The 15,488-nt window shown below is 74.0% G+C and carries 17 protein-coding genes; 4 read left to right on the top strand and 13 right to left on the bottom strand.

The window, feature by feature from the left end; translation table 11 throughout:
- Nucleotides 1–36 precede the first annotated feature (36 nt).
- A complete protein-coding gene (locus OG580_RS21810) occupies nt 37–1,533 on the top strand; it encodes a hypothetical protein (RefSeq protein ID WP_267045341.1) in 1,497 nt (498 codons plus the stop codon).
- Here the strand turns inward: OG580_RS21810 and OG580_RS21805 are convergent.
- From OG580_RS21805 to tsaB, 7 genes are all read right to left on the bottom strand, one after another.
- A complete protein-coding gene (locus tag OG580_RS21805) occupies nt 1,527–2,768 on the bottom strand; it encodes an RNA polymerase sigma factor (protein WP_267045340.1) in 1,242 nt (413 codons plus the stop codon). The two genes, OG580_RS21810 and OG580_RS21805, sit on opposite strands and share 7 nt — an antisense overlap.
- Nucleotides 2,769–2,794: 26 nt before the next feature.
- On the bottom strand, nt 2,795–3,160 hold the full coding sequence (locus OG580_RS21800) for a YciI family protein (RefSeq protein ID WP_267045339.1): 366 nt from the start codon (nt 3,158–3,160) through the stop codon (nt 2,795–2,797).
- Nucleotides 3,161–3,288: 128 nt separating this feature from the next.
- Complete coding sequence (locus tag OG580_RS21795) at nt 3,289–4,194, bottom strand: polysaccharide deacetylase family protein (protein ID WP_267045338.1); 906 nt, start codon at nt 4,192–4,194, stop codon at nt 3,289–3,291.
- Between the two features lie 38 nt (nt 4,195–4,232).
- A complete protein-coding gene (locus tag OG580_RS21790; protein WP_267045337.1) occupies nt 4,233–4,493 on the bottom strand; it encodes a hypothetical protein in 261 nt (86 codons plus the stop codon).
- Nucleotides 4,490–5,605 carry a tRNA (adenosine(37)-N6)-threonylcarbamoyltransferase complex transferase subunit TsaD gene (gene tsaD, locus OG580_RS21785; RefSeq protein WP_267045336.1) on the bottom strand — a complete coding sequence of 372 codons (1,116 nt, stop codon included), beginning with the start codon at nt 5,603–5,605 and terminating at the stop codon, nt 4,490–4,492. The genes OG580_RS21790 and tsaD overlap by 4 nt, the downstream gene beginning before the upstream one ends.
- Entirely contained in the window at nt 5,595–6,065 is a 471-nt protein-coding gene (rimI, locus tag OG580_RS21780; protein WP_267048075.1) for a ribosomal protein S18-alanine N-acetyltransferase, read from the bottom strand. The genes tsaD and rimI overlap by 11 nt, the downstream gene beginning before the upstream one ends.
- Before the next feature lie 23 nt (nt 6,066–6,088).
- Complete coding sequence (gene tsaB / locus OG580_RS21775) at nt 6,089–6,745, bottom strand: tRNA (adenosine(37)-N6)-threonylcarbamoyltransferase complex dimerization subunit type 1 TsaB (protein WP_267045335.1); 657 nt, start codon at nt 6,743–6,745, stop codon at nt 6,089–6,091.
- 152 nt (nt 6,746–6,897) lie between these two features.
- On the opposite strand from tsaB, the gene OG580_RS21770 reads away from it, so the two are divergent.
- Nucleotides 6,898–7,440 carry a hypothetical protein gene (locus OG580_RS21770; RefSeq protein ID WP_267048074.1) on the top strand — a complete coding sequence of 181 codons (543 nt, stop codon included), beginning with the start codon at nt 6,898–6,900 and terminating at the stop codon, nt 7,438–7,440.
- Nucleotides 7,441–7,579: 139 nt separating this feature from the next.
- On the opposite strand, the gene OG580_RS21765 is transcribed toward OG580_RS21770, so the two are convergent.
- From OG580_RS21765 to OG580_RS21740, 6 genes are all read right to left on the bottom strand, one after another.
- Nucleotides 7,580–7,792, bottom strand: coding sequence for a hypothetical protein (locus tag OG580_RS21765; RefSeq protein WP_267045334.1), 213 nt, complete (start codon nt 7,790–7,792; stop codon nt 7,580–7,582).
- A 123-nt stretch (nt 7,793–7,915) separates the two neighbouring features.
- On the bottom strand, nt 7,916–8,416 hold the full coding sequence (gene tsaE, locus OG580_RS21760; protein ID WP_267045333.1) for a tRNA (adenosine(37)-N6)-threonylcarbamoyltransferase complex ATPase subunit type 1 TsaE: 501 nt from the start codon (nt 8,414–8,416) through the stop codon (nt 7,916–7,918).
- A 10-nt stretch (nt 8,417–8,426) separates the two neighbouring features.
- Nucleotides 8,427–9,596, bottom strand: coding sequence for an alpha/beta fold hydrolase (locus OG580_RS21755; RefSeq protein ID WP_267045332.1), 1,170 nt, complete (start codon nt 9,594–9,596; stop codon nt 8,427–8,429).
- Nucleotides 9,597–9,604: 8 nt separating this feature from the next.
- Complete coding sequence (alr, locus tag OG580_RS21750) at nt 9,605–10,753, bottom strand: alanine racemase (protein WP_267045331.1); 1,149 nt, start codon at nt 10,751–10,753, stop codon at nt 9,605–9,607.
- Nucleotides 10,754–10,773: 20 nt separating this feature from the next.
- The gene (locus OG580_RS21745) at nt 10,774–11,670 is read right to left on the bottom strand and encodes a L,D-transpeptidase family protein (protein ID WP_267045330.1); all 897 of its coding nucleotides are present in this window, start codon (nt 11,668–11,670) and stop codon (nt 10,774–10,776) included.
- Between the two features lie 103 nt (nt 11,671–11,773).
- Nucleotides 11,774–13,240 (bottom strand): NAD(P)H-hydrate dehydratase, encoded by a 1,467-nt coding sequence (locus OG580_RS21740; RefSeq protein ID WP_267045329.1) that lies wholly within the window; start codon nt 13,238–13,240, stop codon nt 11,774–11,776.
- 119 nt (nt 13,241–13,359) lie between these two features.
- Here OG580_RS21740 and OG580_RS21735 point away from each other — a divergent pair, with 119 nt between their 5' ends.
- A complete protein-coding gene (locus OG580_RS21735; protein ID WP_267045328.1) occupies nt 13,360–13,935 on the top strand; it encodes a hypothetical protein in 576 nt (191 codons plus the stop codon).
- Nucleotides 13,932–15,410 (top strand): YncE family protein, encoded by a 1,479-nt coding sequence (locus tag OG580_RS21730; protein WP_267045327.1) that lies wholly within the window; start codon nt 13,932–13,934, stop codon nt 15,408–15,410. Before OG580_RS21735 ends, OG580_RS21730 begins: the two co-directional genes overlap by 4 nt.
- The last annotated feature ends 78 nt before the right edge of the window (nt 15,411–15,488 follow it).

The raw sequence follows: 15,488 nt of genomic DNA, 5'->3' as shown, positions 1-15,488 counted from the left end.
AATCCGAAGGGACGTTCACCCACACGACGGAGCACCATGCCTGAGCCGACGGCGACCCCGTACGCGCCCTTCCGCGCCGCCCCCTTCCACGACGAGCCGTTCCCCGAGCTGCTCGGATGCGCCTCCCAGGTGATCGTCAGCGCCGACGAGCAGTGGATCGCGGTCAATTCGGTGATGCAGGGCCTGAGCCGGGTGGCCGTCTACCGCGCCGCCGACCTCTCCTGCGCGCACCTGCTGACCTTCACGACGGACGCCGAGTCGATCGCGTTCCACCCCACGCTCCCGCTCCTCGCCATCGGCCTGGACAACTACGACGCGTACCAGCGCGAGGGCGGCCTCACCCTCCTCGAACCGGTCACGGGACACCGCGTCGACTTCGCCGACCCCGAGTGGGGCATCGAGCCGATCCGCTGGCTGGACGCCCGCACGCTCGAACTCACCTTCTTCACCTGGGAATCGGACTGCGCGCAGCTCCGCTCCCGCGCCACCGTCGTCCGCGACGACTGGCTCGGCCTCACCCCCGACGCCCTCGACCTGCGCACCCTCCCCCGTCAGCCACTCCCCCCTGACACCCTGGTCGAGTACCTCGACACGGAGCCCACGCGCCCGCTGCTCCAGGCGCTCGCCGAGCGCGCGGGCCGGAGCTACGACGGACTCGGCGGGGTCCGGGCCGTGGCCGGGCTGAGCGACGGCCGGGTGCTCGCCACCCGCGGCGGCGCCACGGTGGAGTGCCGGGCCCCCGACGGATCGCTGCTGTGGAGCGTTCCCGCGCCGTCCGGGACCGGGGGCAGCCGGATCGAGGTCGCCGCCGACGAGCGGACGGCGCGCGTCGCCGTCGCCGGCCCCGACTCCCGTACCCGGACCGACTTCCCGCTCGTCGACCTCTCCGACGGCACGCTCCTCGACTGCCCGTCGGTGCCGTTCCCGGCCGCGCTGTCGGCCCGTACGGACGGGGTCTGGGCGATCCGGGACACGTTCGACCGCGGCTCCGAGACCGAGCCCCCCGCCCCGCCGAACACCCGGGTCTTCGCCGCCGACGGCACCCCGCTCGCCGGGGTGCACGAGCCGGACCGGTACGACCTCGTCCCGATCCACGTCCGCCGCTGCCCCGAGCTGCTGTACGGGCGGCGGCGCCGTGACGTGATCGCGCTCGACCCCCGCTCCGCGGCCGAGACGGTCCTCTTCGCGCTGGACCCCTTCAGGGTCGACCATCCGCTCGGCCGGGCGGTGTACGTCTCCGACGCCGCGGGCCCCGCGCTCCTGCACGGCCGGACGGAGCTGGTCCGCCGGACCTTCCCCGCCGGAGAGGTCGTCTGGACCCGCCCCCTGGACTCCGAGGTCATCGCCGTCGACGCGCACGAGAGTGTCCTGCACGCCCTGTGCACCGACGGCACCCTGCTCTCGGTCGACACCGCCGACGGCACCCTCCTCGACCGGCGCGCCCTGCCCCCGTACGGTCCGCTCTCGCTGCACGCGGCCCCCGACGGCACGGTCCTCGTCGGTACGTCGGCCGGCCAGATCCTGCGCTACTGAGCCCCGGTCTCCCGGGCGCGGCCGAGGAGCAGGGCCCGCTCGCGCGCGTTGCGGGTGAGCGAGGCCGCCCGCTCGAACTCCGCCCGGGCCGCCGCCGCCCGCCCCAGCCGGGCCAGCAGGTCGCCCCGCACGCTCGGCAGCAGGTGGTAGCGCGCCAGGGCCGGCTCGGCGGCGAGGGCGTCGACGATCGAAAGGGCCGCGGCGGGGCCCTCGGTCATCGACACGGCGACCGCCCGGTTCAGCTCGACCACCGGGGACGGGGCGAGGGTGCCGAGTCGCCCGTACAGCGCCGCGATGGTCGCCCAGTCCGTCTCCTCGTACGAGGCGGCCCGCGCGTGGCAGGCGGCGATCGCTGCCTGGAGGGCGTACGGCCCGTAGGAGCGCCCGTCCCCGGCCCGCTCCAGGGCGGCGAACCCGCGCCGGATGAGCAGCCGGTTCCAGCGCCTTCTGTTCTGGTCGGCGAGGAGGACCGGCTGCCCGTCGGGGCCGGTACGGGCCGCCGCACGGGAGGCCTGGAGTTCGAGGAGGGCGGCGAGCCCGTGGACTTCGCCCTCCCCGGGCATGAGCACGGCGAGGCCACGGGCCAGCCGCAGCGCGTCCTCGCACAGGCCGGGCCGCAGCAGGTCGTCGCCCGCGGTGGCCGCGTACCCCTCGTTGAAGATCAGGTAGACGACTTCCAGGACGGAGCCCAGCCGGGCGGCCCTCTCCTCCCCGTACGGCACCTCGAACTCCACGCCCGCCTTCGCGAGCGTCCGCTTGGCGCGGGTGATCCGCGCCGCGACCGTCGCCTCCGGTACGAGGAAGGCCCGGGCGATCTCGTCCGTGCGGAGCCCGCCGACGAGCCGCGAGGTGAGCGCCGTGCGGGCCTCGGCGGAGAGCACCGGGTGACAGGTGGTGAAGACGAGCCGGAGCACGTCGTCGTCGATGTCGCCCGGGCCGGACGGCTCGGGGTCGTACGACTCCTCCGTGAGCGTCCGGCCCACCTCGGCGAGCTTCCGGGCGTACGTCTCCCGACGCCGTACGAGGTCGACGGCACGGTTCTTGGCGGTGGCCGTCAGCCAGGCTCCCGGCCGCTCCGGGACCCCTGTCCGCGGCCACTGCTCAAGGGCGGCGACGAGCGCGTCCTGGGCGATCTCCTCGGCGATGCCGACGTCCCGGACGATCCGCGCCACGGTGGCGATGATCCGTGCCGACTCCATCCGGAAGACCGTCTCCAACGTGCTCTCCACCGTCACGCTTCACATGACAGCACACACGCGGGTCAGCCTTCCGGCATCTCCTCGACCTCACGGACCTCCAGACCGACCTTCCACTGCGGCGGGTGGACGGCCAGGAAGCGCTTCCCCCACTCGACCGCCTCCGCCATGTCCTTGCACTGGAGCATGGCGTAGCCGCCGACGACCTCCTTGGTCTCGGTGAACGGTCCGTCGGTGTACGACAGCTTCCCGTCCGACCAGGTGATCCGGGTGGCTTCGGCGGTCGGCTTGAGCCCGGCCGTGTCCACCATGGCGCCGGCCTTGGTGATCTCCTCGAAGAGCGCGCCCATCCGCTCCTCGAAGCCGGGGTCGGCGCTCTCCATGTCGATGGTGTTCTCCTCGATGCGGACGAGGGACAGGAAGCGGGGCATGACGACTCCTCGGTGGTGCGGTGGCGGGGCCTTTCCCCGCCTTCCACACATACGTCGAACGGGCCGGGCCCGCATCGACACCACGCCCGGGAAATCTTCCGGTGGCCTGTCCGGCCGCCGGACAGGCCCTAGACGTAGTCCTCCAGGCGGGCCACGGTGAAGCCCTGGTCCTGGATGCGGCGCAGCATCGTGGCCGTCATCTCGGTCATCGTCCGGCCCTTGAGCTCGGAGGGGCCGCGGAAGTGGGCCAGGATGATGTCGCCGGGGTGCAACTTCCCGTCCCCGCGCTGGTACTGCATGTTCTTGATCTGCATGGACTCGCGCCACAGCACGATCGCGTCCACCCCGCAGGTGCCCGCGGCGGCCCGGGTGTCCTCGTTCCAGTTCCCGTACGGCGGGCGGAAGAGCCGCGGGGTCGTGCCGTACTCCTTCGCCAGCTTCGTCTGCTGGCCGCAGATCTCCCGGCGCTGGGCCTCACGGGAGAGCGTGCGGAGGTTCGGGTGGGTGAGGGTGTGGTTGGCGACGCCGTGGCCCTGGTCGGCGAGCGGGGCGAAGTACCGGTAGTCGCCGCGGATCGCCGAGTCGGTGAGGAACATGGTCACCGGGACCTTGAGGTCCTTCATCATCCGCACGAACGCGGGGTCCTTCTCGGCCCCGTCGTCGATCGTGATGAAGACGATCTTCTCGGCGGTGGGGATCTCGCTGATGACGGGGACGGGGCCGCCGGGCTTCCGGACGACCGGCTTCGTCGCCGGCGGGGCGGGCGGTGCCGCGAAGGGCTTGAGCCCCCAGGCGCGGTACGCGGCGGCCCCCGGCGCTCCGGCGGCCCGCCCGTCGGCGGCCGTGTCCCCGGCGCCCTGCCCGCCCGGGGCCTCGTCCCCCGGGACGCGGCTTCCCTCCGCGGTGGGGGCCACCGTGGGGGCGCTCTCGGATCCGCCGGGGGCGGGGGCCGCGGCCGGGCCCTCCGCCGTGCAGCCGGTCACCAGCAGAGCGACGACGGTCAGCGCCGCCCACACCACGATCTTCTTGTCCACGCCCTGTGGGATGCGCGAGCGGGCCCGAGGGTTGCGCGTCAGTCCGGGGAAACCGCCTCGAAGCGCCAGCGATGGACCGGACGGGTGATGAGGTCCGCCTCCGGCTCGGGCAGTTCGGGCAGTTCGGCGTCGAAGGCCTCCGCCTCCCACCAGGTGAGGACCAGGACCCGGTCCTGCGGGGCGCGGAAGATCTCCCGGCGCAGCGGCTCGTGCGCCAGGACCTGGGCCCTGGCCCACTCCAGGAGCTCGGTGCCGCGGCCCTGGGCGGCCCGCGCCTCCCACATGAGCGCGAGCCTCACGGGTACAGGTTCTCCTTGCTGACCTCGTGCACGTGATCGTGATCGTGGGAGTGGCCGTGGGCCTGCTTGCCCGGCACGTGCGGATCGGTCACCGGCAGGGACGAGTCCGCCGACAGCTCCAGGTCCGAGGCCGGCCGGTTGCGGGCGACCATCTCGGAGCCGAGCGCCGCGACCATCGCGCCGTTGTCCGTGCACAGGCCCGGGCGCGGCACGCGCAGTCGGATGCCGGCCCGCTCGCAGCGCTCCTGGGCGAGGGCCCGCAGCCGCGAGTTGGCGGCGACGCCGCCGCCGATCATCAGGTGGTCGACGCCCTCGTCCTTGCAGGCCCGGACGGCCTTGCGGGTGAGCACGTCGACGACCGCCTCCTGGAAGGACGCGGCCACGTCCCGTACGGGCACGTCCTCGCCGGCCGCCCGCTTGGCCTCGATCCAGCGGGCCACGGCGGTCTTGAGGCCGGAGAAGGAGAAGTCGTACGCGGGGTCCCGGGAGCCGCTCAGTCCGCGCGGGAAGGCGATCGCCTTCGGGTCGCCCTCCTTGGCGAGCCGGTCGATGACCGGGCCGCCGGGGAAGCCGAGGTCGAGGACGCGGGCGATCTTGTCGAAGGCCTCGCCGGCCGCGTCGTCGATGGTGGCGCCCAGGGGGCGCACGTCGGAGGTGATGTCGGCGGAGAGCAGCAGCGAGGAGTGGCCGCCGGAGACCAGCAGGGCCATCGTCGGCTCGGGCAGCTTGCCGTGCTCCAGCTGGTCGACGCAGATGTGCGAGGCGAGGTGGTTGACGCCGTACAGCGGCTTGCCGAGGGCGTACGCGTAGGCCTTGGCGGCCGAGACGCCGACGAGCAGCGCGCCCGCGAGGCCGGGGCCCGCCGTGACGGCGATGCCGTCGAGGTCCTTCGCGGAGATCCCGGCCGTCTTCAGGGCGCGCTCGATCGTCGGGACCATCGCCTCCAGGTGGGCCCGGGAGGCGAACTCGGGCACGACACCGCCGAAGCGGGCGTGGGTGTCGACGCTGGAGGCGACGGCGTCGGCGAGGAGGGTGGTGCCGTGGACGATGCCGACGCCGGTCTCGTCGCAGGAGGTCTCGATGCCGAGTACGAGGGGTTCGTCAGCAGCCATCAGAATCAGTCTCAGTTCCTTGAACGGTCAGTCGCATCACGAGCGCGTCCACGTTTCCCGGCTGGTAGTAGCCGCGCCGGAAACCGATGGGCTCGAAGCCGAAGCGCTCGTAGAGCTTCTGGGCCCGGGTGTTGTCCACGCGCACTTCGAGGAGGACCTCGTCGCACTCGAAGGCGGTGGCGTGCTGGAGCAGGTCGGTGAGGAGCCGGGCGCCGAGGCCCGTGCCCCACTGGTCGCGGGCGACGGCGATCGTCTGTACGTCGGCGAGCCCGCCGGCCGCGGCCAGTCCCGCGTACCCGACGAGCCGCCCCCGCTCGTCCTCCGCGACGAGGTAGCGGCGGGTGGCCCGGGGGCCGCGCGCGTGCGCGAGCTCCGACCAGAACATCCCCTCCGACCAGGCGTCCTCGGGGAAGAGCTCGTCTTCGAGGGCCAGCACCGGGGCGATGTCCCACCAGCGCATCTCGCGCAGTTCGACGCCGCCGGTCACGTGGGTGTGACCACCTTGTAGTTCTTCGGCACCTGCGCGTCGGGGCGGCGCAGGTACATCGGCAGCGGGTCCAGGAACCCCTCGCCACCTGCCGCCAGCTTCTCCGCGGCGAGCGCGGCGAGCGCGGCGGCCGACTGGTGCTCGGGGTCGCGGGCGTCGGGGAAGGCCTCGGGGTAGAGGCGGGCGCCCGCGCCGACGACGGGCAGGCCCGCGAGCCGGTCGGCGATCTCGGCGGGCCGGTCGACGGCCGCGTCGGTCACGCGCGTACGGGAGTCCTCGTACCGCGCCCAGTAGACCTCCTTGCGGCGCGCGTCCGTGGCGACGACGAAGGGCTCGTCGATCCCGGAGGCGTACGCGAGTCCGTCGAGGGTGCACAGGCCGTGCACGGGCACGCCGAGCACGGAGGAGAAGGCGGCGGCCGTGACGAGGCCGACGCGCAGCCCGGTGTACGGGCCGGGGCCGACGCCGACGACGAGGCCGGTGAGCGCGTCGAGGGTCAGCCCGGCCTCTTCGAGCACCCGGTCGACGGCGGGCAGCAGCAGCTCCCCGTGACGGCGGGCGTCGACCTGGCTCGACGAGGCGACGACGGCCTCGCCGTCGTGGAGGGCGACGGTGACGGCGGGGGTGGCGGTATCCATGGCGAGCAACAGCACGCGAACAGCCTACGGCTCCGGGGGCGGGTGCCGTCCCGGCGGAGGCACCACCGGGCACGGCGCCCGGCCCCTCGGGGCACCGGCTGCTACCGTCACCCTTCGATACGTTCGTACGAGAGGTGGGCACGGTGGCACGGAGCAGCTCGGGAATCGTGGCCGGGCTCACCGCGGCGGCCGTCGCCGCGGTCGGCTTCCTCGCGTACCAGGCCTCGGCGAGCGCCCCGGCCGACCTGTCGGTGAAGCCGCGGACGCCGGGCGCGGTCGCCCCCTCCGTCTCGCCGAGCGGCGGTCCGAAGCAGCCGGCGCCGAACCCGCTGGCGGTCCCGGCGAGCTCGGGCACGGGTGAGCGGGTCGTGTACGCGCTCTCCGACCGCCGGGTGTGGCTGGTGGACGGGAAGGGCAAGGCGAGCCGGACGTTCACGGTGATGCCGAGCACGGTGCACCCGCTGCCCGGTGCCTACACGGTGACCTCGCGGTCGGGTTCGGTACGCGGCTCGGACGGGGTGCAGATCGAGCACGTGGTGCGGTTCGCGACGACCGAGGACGTGGCGATCGGCTTCAGCGCGGCGGTGGACGGCTCGACGCCGACCCCGGACCCGTCGAAGAAGACCGGCGGCATCCGCATGAAGCGGGCGGACGGGGACGCGCTGTGGACGTTCGCGGTGATCGGCGCGAAGGTCGTCGTCGTCGCCTGAGCGGTAGACGCCTGAGCGGCCGAGGCCCGAGCGGTCGACGACTGATCGGTGGTCGCCTGGCAGTCGTCGCCCGAGCCCGCCGTGACGACCGGCGAAGGCCGTCGTCACCCGAGCCCGCCGTAACGGCGGCCCCGACGGCCTACGCGGCGGCGTCCCGCCGCACGGTCGGCTCCTGATAGACCTCGTACACCGCGTACCCCTCGCCGCTCTCCTCGGCCTCCGCGCCCTGCGCGGGCTCGGGCCGGAGCGGCGGGGTCGCCAGGGTGTGGGCCGCGGCGCAGGAGGCCAGGAGCTCGCCCATCGAGACGTGGTCCCGGCCGTATCCCGCGTTCACGCGCTGTGGCGTCGCCATGCATGCCTCCCGTAGGTTAGGTAGACCTAACCAGCTTGTGCATCCATGTCACCACGGCTCGTACGGCCCACGCAACATCTTGCCGACACGTTGTCGGAAGGTCCGTACGATCAGACGTACGGTTCAGCCGAGATCGAGGTCCTCGTCGGCCCAGCGCGAGCCGATCCCGCGCAGCACGACCGTGCGCCGGTCGTCGTCGGTGTGGCCGGTGACGCGGTGGATGAGGACGTGCAGCCGGTCGTCGGTCAACTCCTCGACCTTCCCGTCACCCCACTCCACGACCACCACGGACTCGGGCAGCGAGACGTCCAGATCGAGGTCCTCCATCTCGTCGAGACCACCGCCGAGGCGGTACGCGTCGACGTGCACGAGGGCCGGGCCACCGACCAGCGACGGGTGGACGCGGGCGATGACGAAGGTCGGGGAGGTGACGGCACCACGCACCCCGAGCCCCTCGCCGAGGCCGCGGGTCAGCGTGGTCTTCCCGGCGCCGAGCTCACCGGTGAGCATGACGAGGTCGCCGGGGCGGAGGAGTTTCGCGAGCCGGCGGCCGAGGTCCCCCATCTGCTCGGGGGAGTCGATGGCGAGGGTGGCGCCGGAGACGGGCGGGTGCGCTGCTTCCATGGCAGCCAACCTAACTCTTGTCGGCGTCCGCCCTCACCGTCGCCGGCCCCGGGACGGCCCCCACCCTGACGAGCAGATCGGCCAGCCGGTCGGTGACGGCCTCGGGGTGCTCCAGCATCACCAGATGGCCGGCGTCCGGGACGATGACGAGCTCCGCGTCGGGGAGGAGATCGGCGATGGCCTCGGTGTGCGAGCTGGGGGTGACGAGGTCGTTGTCCCCGGCGAGCGCGAGCACCGGCAGCTCCGCGAAGGCGGCGAGGGCGGCGGCCTTGTCGTGGTCGGCGAAGGCCGGGTAGAACTCGGCCACCACGTCGATCGGGGTCGCCTCGATCATCCGCTCCGCGAAGCGGGCGACCGCCGGATCGACGTCCTTCGACGCGAACGAGTACTTCTTGATCAGGCCGGCGAAGAGGTCCGCCGTCGCCCGGCGGCCGCGCTCGACCAGCTCCGCCTGGGAGCCGAGCGCCCGCAGCACCCCCGGCAGGACCCGCCGGACCGCGTTGACGCCGACGAGCGGCAGCCCGTACGACACCTCGCCGAGACCGCCGGCCGAGGTGCCGACGAAGGCGGCGCCGACGACCCGGTCGCGGATCAGCTCCGGGTACTGCTCGGCGAGCGCCATCACCGTCATGCCGCCCATCGAGTGCCCGACGAGGACGAGCGGGCCCTCGGGCGCGGCGGCGTCGAGGACGGCCTTGAGGTCGCGGCCGAGCTGGTCGATGGAGACGGGCACCCCGTCGGGACCGGACTGGGCGACGCCGTGGCCGGAGCGGCCGTGGCTGCGCTGGTCCCAGTGGACGGTACGGACGAGACCGCGCAGCGCGGCCCGCTGGAAGTGCCAGGAGTCCTGGCCGAGGCAGTAGCCGTGGCTGAAGACGACGGTGACGGGGGCGGGTTCCTTGCGGCCGAAGAGCCGCCGCCGGCGCCCGGCCGGCGTCTCCGGCTCGACCTCGTCCACCTCGTAGTAGAGGACGGTCGAGTCGTCGGCGATCGCCCGGCCGGAGGTGCCGCGGAGGCTGCCGTACGGGCCGGCGGCGTCCAGGGCGAGCCGGGCCTTCTGCCGAACGGAGCGGCCGACCGTGAGCCGCTCGACGGCGACTCCGGCGGCGGCGCCCGCGGCGAGGACGCCTATCGCGGCCCCGGCGAACCCGGCACGCCGCCAACTGCTGGACTCGCCCACGGAAACCCCTATTCGTCCAGGTAGACGCGCGGGACGCGCGCGCCGATCCGGGTGACGATCTCGTACGCGATGGTGTCGGCGGCCACCGCCCAGTCCTCGGCCGTCGGCTCGCCCCGGTCGCCGGGGCCGAAGAGCACGGCCTCGGTGCCCGGCTCGGGGGTGTCCCCGCCGAGGTCGACGACGAACTGGTCCATGGCGACGCGCCCGGCGACCGTACGGACCGTGTCGCCGACGAGGACCGGTCCGCGGCCCGAGGCGTGCCGGGGGACGCCGTCGGCGTAGCCCAGCGGGACGAGACCGAGGGTGGTCTCGTCGCCGGTGACGTAGTGGTGCCCGTAACTCACCCCGTGCCCGGCCGGGACCTGCTTCACCAGGGCGACGCTCGCCTTGAGCGACATGACCGGCCGGAGCCCCAGCTCCGCGGAGGTGCCGAGCTCCGGGCTGGGCGAGACGCCGTAGATGGCGATGCCGGGCCGGACCAGGTCGAAGTGGGCCTCGGGCAGGGTGAGGGTGGCCGGCGAGTTGGCGATGTGCCGGACCTCGGGCGTGACGCCCGCCTTCTCGGCGTGGTCGAGCATCGAACGGAAGACGTCGAGCTGGGCGGCGATGGAGGGATGGTGGGGCTCGTCGGCGCAGGCGAGGTGGGACCAGAGCCCGGTGACCTTGACGAGCCCTTCGGCCTCCGCCTTCAGCGCCTCCCCGACGAGCTGGGGCCAGTCGGCGGGCTGACAGCCGTTGCGCCCGAGCCCGGTGTCGGCCTTGAGCTGGACACGGGCCCGCTGACCGGTGCGGCGGGCCGCCTCGACGACCTCCTCCAGCGCCCACATCCCGCTCACGGACATGTCGAGACCGGCCTCGATGCCCTGGTCCCAGGGGTCGCCGGGGGTCCAGAGCCAGCACATGACGGGGACGTCGGTGATCCCCGCGGCGCGCAGGGCGAGCGCCTCGTGCGGGGTGGCCGTACCGAGCCAGTCCGCGCCCGCTTCCAGGGCGGCGCGGGCACAGCGCACGGCGCCGTGTCCGTACGCGTCGGCCTTGACCACGGCCATGATCCGGACGTGGGGGGCGATGCGGGCGCGCAGCGTGCGGACGTTCGCACGCAGCGCGCCGAGGTCGATCTCGGCGCGGGCTCTGCGGGGCGGAGGTGTCTCAGTCATCGCGCCCAGTCTCTCAGGTGTCAGCTACCGGGCCGCTTCCCCCAGATGTAGACCCGGTCACCCTTGCGGAGGACATCCCAGAGTTTCCGGGCGTTGCCGTAGCCGAGATTGACGCAGCCGCGGCTTCCGGTGGGCGTGGCGATCTGCCCGTAGACGGCGTGGAAGGCCTGGCCGCCGCTGAAGAACTGGGAGAACGGCATGGGGGTGTCGTAGATGGACGACCAGTGGTCCTTGTGGCGCCAGTAGACGGTGTGCCAGCCGGTGCGGGTGGCGTACCCGGCCCGCCCGCTCCGGATGTTCACCACCCCGTAGGTCACCTTCTTGTCCTTCCGCACCCACATGAGCTGCCGGTCGAGGTCGACGCAGGCCACGGCGTACTTCTTCGCGGGGCAGCGCCGTCCCGGGTCCAGGTTCTTCCGCGCGGCGAGCAGCTCGGCACGGGCCCAGGTGACGGGCCCGGCGTATCCGTTGGCGGGCTTGATCTTCTCCTTCGTCTGGAAGGCCTTGATGGCCTTGCAGTCGGCAGCCGACTGCCTCCCGTCCACCTTCAGCTTCAGCAGCCGTTCGACCTGCCGCTGATACGTCCCGGCCTGCGCGCTGCAGGCGGCCCCGACGACACTCCGTGGCAGGTACTCGACCAGCTCGTCCACCACCTCCTCCGGCACGGGCACGGGCACGTCCCCCTCGGTCCGCAGCGGCGGCAGCACCTGGTCGGGCGTGTCCATCGGATACTCGGACCGCCCGCCCCCGACGACCCCGGGCACGAGGGGTTCGGTGGAGGCGGGAGGCTCGGGCGTGTCGGCACCGGGCGCGGGCGTGTCCGCGGCAGCGGCGGTGGACCCGAGGGCGAGAACGGCGGCAAGGACGGCGGCGGGGACGGACGACAGCGGCGCGGTACGACTTCTCGGACTGATCACCCGACCCACCCAATCCCCGCCGGACGCTCCGAGCACGCCGGGTCCCACGGGCGGGGCAACGCGTTCGCCCGAGTGGGCGCCGGGCGAACCCGTCGGCCACTCCCTACGCCGGCGCCGCCACGTCTCCCCACGCCCCCCGCAGGGACTCCGCCACCTCGCTCGCCGTCACCGGCCCCGAAGCCCCCGGCCCGCCGGAGACCGACGCCCGCCGCGCCGCGAGCCCATGGAGGTACGCCGCAGCCGATCCCGCGTCCACCGCCGAAAGCCCCGCCGCGAGCAGCGACCCCGCCAGCCCCGACAGCACGTCGCCGCTCCCCGCCGTCGCCAGCCATGGCGTCCCCGTCGGGTTCACCCGTACGGGCCCGGCCCCCGGCCCCCCGTACACCAGCGTCGTCGACCCCTTGAGCAGCACCGTCGCCCCGAAGCGCTCCGCCAGCTCCCGTACCGCCGCGAGCCGACCCGCCTCCACCTCCTCCCGGGCCACGCCCAGCAGCGCCGCCGCCTCCCCCGCGTGCGGGGTGAGCAGGGTCGCGGCCGGGCGGCGGGCCCGTACGACCGCCGGGTCCAACCCCCGCAGCCCGTCGGCGTCGACGAGGACCGGCACGTCGGAGGCGAGGACCTCGGCGACCGCGACGAGGGGCCCGGGCCCCTCCCCGAGGCCGGGCCCGACGACCCAGGCCTGCACCCGCCCGGCCTGCTCGGGCCGCCCCGAGTACACCAGCGTCTCGGGGTGCTCGGCGAGCACCGCGTCCCCCGCGGGCCCGACGTACCGCACGGCCCCCGCCCCGCCCCGCAGCGCTCCCGCCACCGCGAGGACCGCCGCACCGGGGTAGCGGGAGGAGCCGGCGACGACACCGAGGACCCCGCGCCGGTACTTGTCGCTCCCGGCCCCCGGCCGGGGCAGCAGCCGCGCGACGTCCTCGTGCTGGAGCGCCTCCGTCTCCGGGACCCCGGGGAGGTACGGGCCGAGGCCGATGTCGACGAGCCGCAGCGCCCCCGCGTACTCCCGCGCCGGGTCGACGAGCAGCCCCGGCTTGTACGTCCCGAACGTCACGGTCGCGTCGGCCCGCAGCGCCTCCCCGGTGACCTCCCCGGTGTCGGCGTCGACGCCGCTCGGCAGGTCGACGGCGACGACGACCGCGTCGGAGCCGCGCGCGGCCCGCGCGACGGGAACGGCGTCGGGCCGGAGCCCGCCGCGCCCGCCGATGCCGGTGATGCCGTCGAGGACGAGGTCGGCGACGGCCAGCGCCTCGAAGGGGTCGTCGGCGATCCGCCCGCCGGCGGCCCGGAGCGCCGCGAGGCCGCCCTCGTGGGCCCGGTCCCCGAGGAGTACGGCGGTGACGCCGGCGCCCCGCCGGGCGAGCCGGGCCCCGGCGTACAGGGCGTCGCCACCGTTGTCGCCGCTGCCGACGAGGAGCACGACCCGCGCCCCGTACACCCGCGGGAGCAACCCGCGGCAGGCGGCGGCGAGTCCGGCGGCGGCGCGCTGCATGAGGGCGCCTTCCGGGAGGCGGGCCATGAGTGCGGCCTCGGCGGCCCTGACGGTCTCCACGCGGTGAGCGGTTCGCATGTCCAGCAGTCTGCCGCAGACCTCAAGCCCCCGCCCGAAGGCGAGGGTTGACGCCTCCTCATAGATCAACTTAGGTTTGCCTTACCTAACTAGCCACCGCCTGGAAAGGCCGCTTCGCCATGCGTACCAGCCCCCGCACCCGCACCCTCGCCCGCACCGCCCTCACCCTCGCCTCCGCCGCCGCCCTCACCGTCGGCCTCGCCTCCACCGCCTCCGCCGCCACCGCCGGCCGCACCGTCACCGACGGCACCCGCACCTACAACCTCTCCCTCACCGCCCCGAACACCGCCTCCGCCGCCGGCACCAACGTCACCGTCGGCGGCTCCGGCTACAACCCCGACCAGGGCGTCTACGTGGGCCTCTGCGCGGTACCCGCGGGGGTGAACACCGCCGACCCCACCACCTGGAACAGCAAGCCGACCCCGTGCCTCGGCGGCCAGGACGAGACCGGCACGACCGGCGCCTCGCACTGGGTGAACAGCGACTGGTACTGGATGTCCCCGTCCAACTCCTCCCCGTTCACGGAGTCCGGCGGCCTCGGCTCCTTCTCCGTCCAGATCCACGTCAAGGCCAAGATCTCCGACACCGTCACCTGCGGCCAGGCGGGCGTGACCTGCGCGATCGTCACCCGCGCGGACCACTTCGACAGCTCCGACCGGAAGTACGACGTGTACGTCCCGGTGACCTTCCAGTGAGAACCGCCCTTCTGACGGCCGCCGCCGTGCTCGCCCTCACGAGCACGGCGGCGACGCCGCCACCACTCCTCCCCGAGACTCTCCACGAGACCCTCCGCACCCTCACCCCGCCCTCCGGCAGCGCCCTCGACGCCGAGGTCGACCCGGCCGCCGACCGCCTCTACGTCAGCAGCAGCGACGGCACGGCCCACCGCCTCACGGCCTACGACACCGCGACCGGCACCCCCGTCGGCGACCCGGTCGAACTCCCGGCGCCGGCCACGGTGATGGCCCTCGGCGCCGCCGGCACGCTGTACCTCGGCCTGTCGACCCGTATCGCCGTCTACGACACCGCGAGCCGCACCCTCACCGACGACCGTGTCCCGGTCGACGGCAGCGTCACGCACCTCGCCGCCGACCCGGGGCAGGGACGGCTGTACGTCGGCGACCAGGCCGCCACATCGGTGACGGTGTACGACACGGCCACCGGCACGCCCGTCGGCGACCCCGTCGTCCTCCCCTTCCACCCGGCCGGACTCGCCGTCGACACCACCCACCACACGGGGTACGCGACCTACGTGGGCGGCGCCGTCGAGAACGGCTCCGTCGTCTACCGCAACGTCCTCAACGCCGTCGACGGCACCACAGGCCGCCTCACCGGCACGGTCAGCCTCGGCACGACCGCCCTCGGCAGCATGGGCGTCACCGTCGACCCGACGAGCCGCACGGGGTACGTGGCCAACCTCGCGGCCGGCACGGTATCGGTCGTCGACCTGGCGGAGCGGAAGGTCACCGGCACGATCGCCGTCGACGGCAACCCGAAGGCCCTCGCGTACGACCCGGGGACCGCGACCCTGTACGCGGCGCGGACCGGGGCCGCGTCGGTGGCGGTCGTCGACGTGGCCGCGGGCAAGGTGACGGAGACGGTCACGACGGGTGAACGCCCGGCGGCGCTGGCTCTGGACCCGCAGGAGCACACGCTCTACACGGTGGCGGGCGGAGCGGTCACCCAGACGGCACGGAAGGCACCCCCGGAACCGTCCCCGGAACCGACGGACCCGACGGACCCGACCCCGACACAGGACCCGACTCCGGAGCCGACGGACCCGACCACCACGGCGCCGACGCCCCCGACGCCGACGGCGACCGCCTCTCCCCCGTCGGAACCGACACCGACGGACTCCACGACTCCGACGCCGGGAGCGACGGACGAGTCCACGGAGACGACCACCGGCCCGAGCACCCCGAGCAGCACAGGAGCCACAGAAGGCACGGACACCACCGACGCCACGGGATCCACGGGATCCACCAACCCCACCCCCCACACCACCAGTAGCACCAGCAGCACCAGAAGTCTCGCCACCACCGGCAGTCGCACCCTCCCCGTCACCCTCGCGGCAGCGAGCCTCGCCACCCTCGGCGCCGCGACCCTCGTCCTCTCCCGTCGCCGCAGAGCAGCGGCAGCGGCAGCTACGGCAGCAGAGGACACCCCCTAGACGCGCGCGACACCCACACCCGAGCCGACCCCGGCAGTCGCGCGTGAAACGGCCCGGGGTCCGACCGTGAGAACGGCC

The organism is Streptomyces sp. NBC_00094 (assembly GCF_026343125.1).
Classification (GTDB): domain Bacteria; phylum Actinomycetota; class Actinomycetes; order Streptomycetales; family Streptomycetaceae; genus Streptomyces.
The sequence above is the reverse complement of the archived record's forward strand: the minus strand, read 5'-3'. Positions and strand labels throughout refer to the sequence as shown.

Coding starts and splice junctions, on each gene's coding strand:
- OG580_RS21810 (WP_267045341.1), top strand. CDS start 37: ATGCCTGAGCCGACGGCGACCCCGTACGCGCCCTTCCGCGCCGCCCCC.
- OG580_RS21800 (WP_267045339.1), bottom strand. CDS start 3,160: ATGCCCCGCTTCCTGTCCCTCGTCCGCATCGAGGAGAACACCATCGAC.
- tsaD (WP_267045336.1), bottom strand. CDS start 5,605: ATGGCTGCTGACGAACCCCTCGTACTCGGCATCGAGACCTCCTGCGAC.
- rimI (WP_267048075.1), bottom strand. CDS start 6,065: ATGCGCTGGTGGGACATCGCCCCGGTGCTGGCCCTCGAAGACGAGCTC.
- OG580_RS21765 (WP_267045334.1), bottom strand. CDS start 7,792: ATGGCGACGCCACAGCGCGTGAACGCGGGATACGGCCGGGACCACGTC.
- tsaE (WP_267045333.1), bottom strand. CDS start 8,416: ATGGAAGCAGCGCACCCGCCCGTCTCCGGCGCCACCCTCGCCATCGAC.
- alr (WP_267045331.1), bottom strand. CDS start 10,753: ATGACTGAGACACCTCCGCCCCGCAGAGCCCGCGCCGAGATCGACCTC.
- OG580_RS21740 (WP_267045329.1), bottom strand. CDS start 13,240: ATGCGAACCGCTCACCGCGTGGAGACCGTCAGGGCCGCCGAGGCCGCA.
- OG580_RS21735 (WP_267045328.1), top strand. CDS start 13,360: ATGCGTACCAGCCCCCGCACCCGCACCCTCGCCCGCACCGCCCTCACC.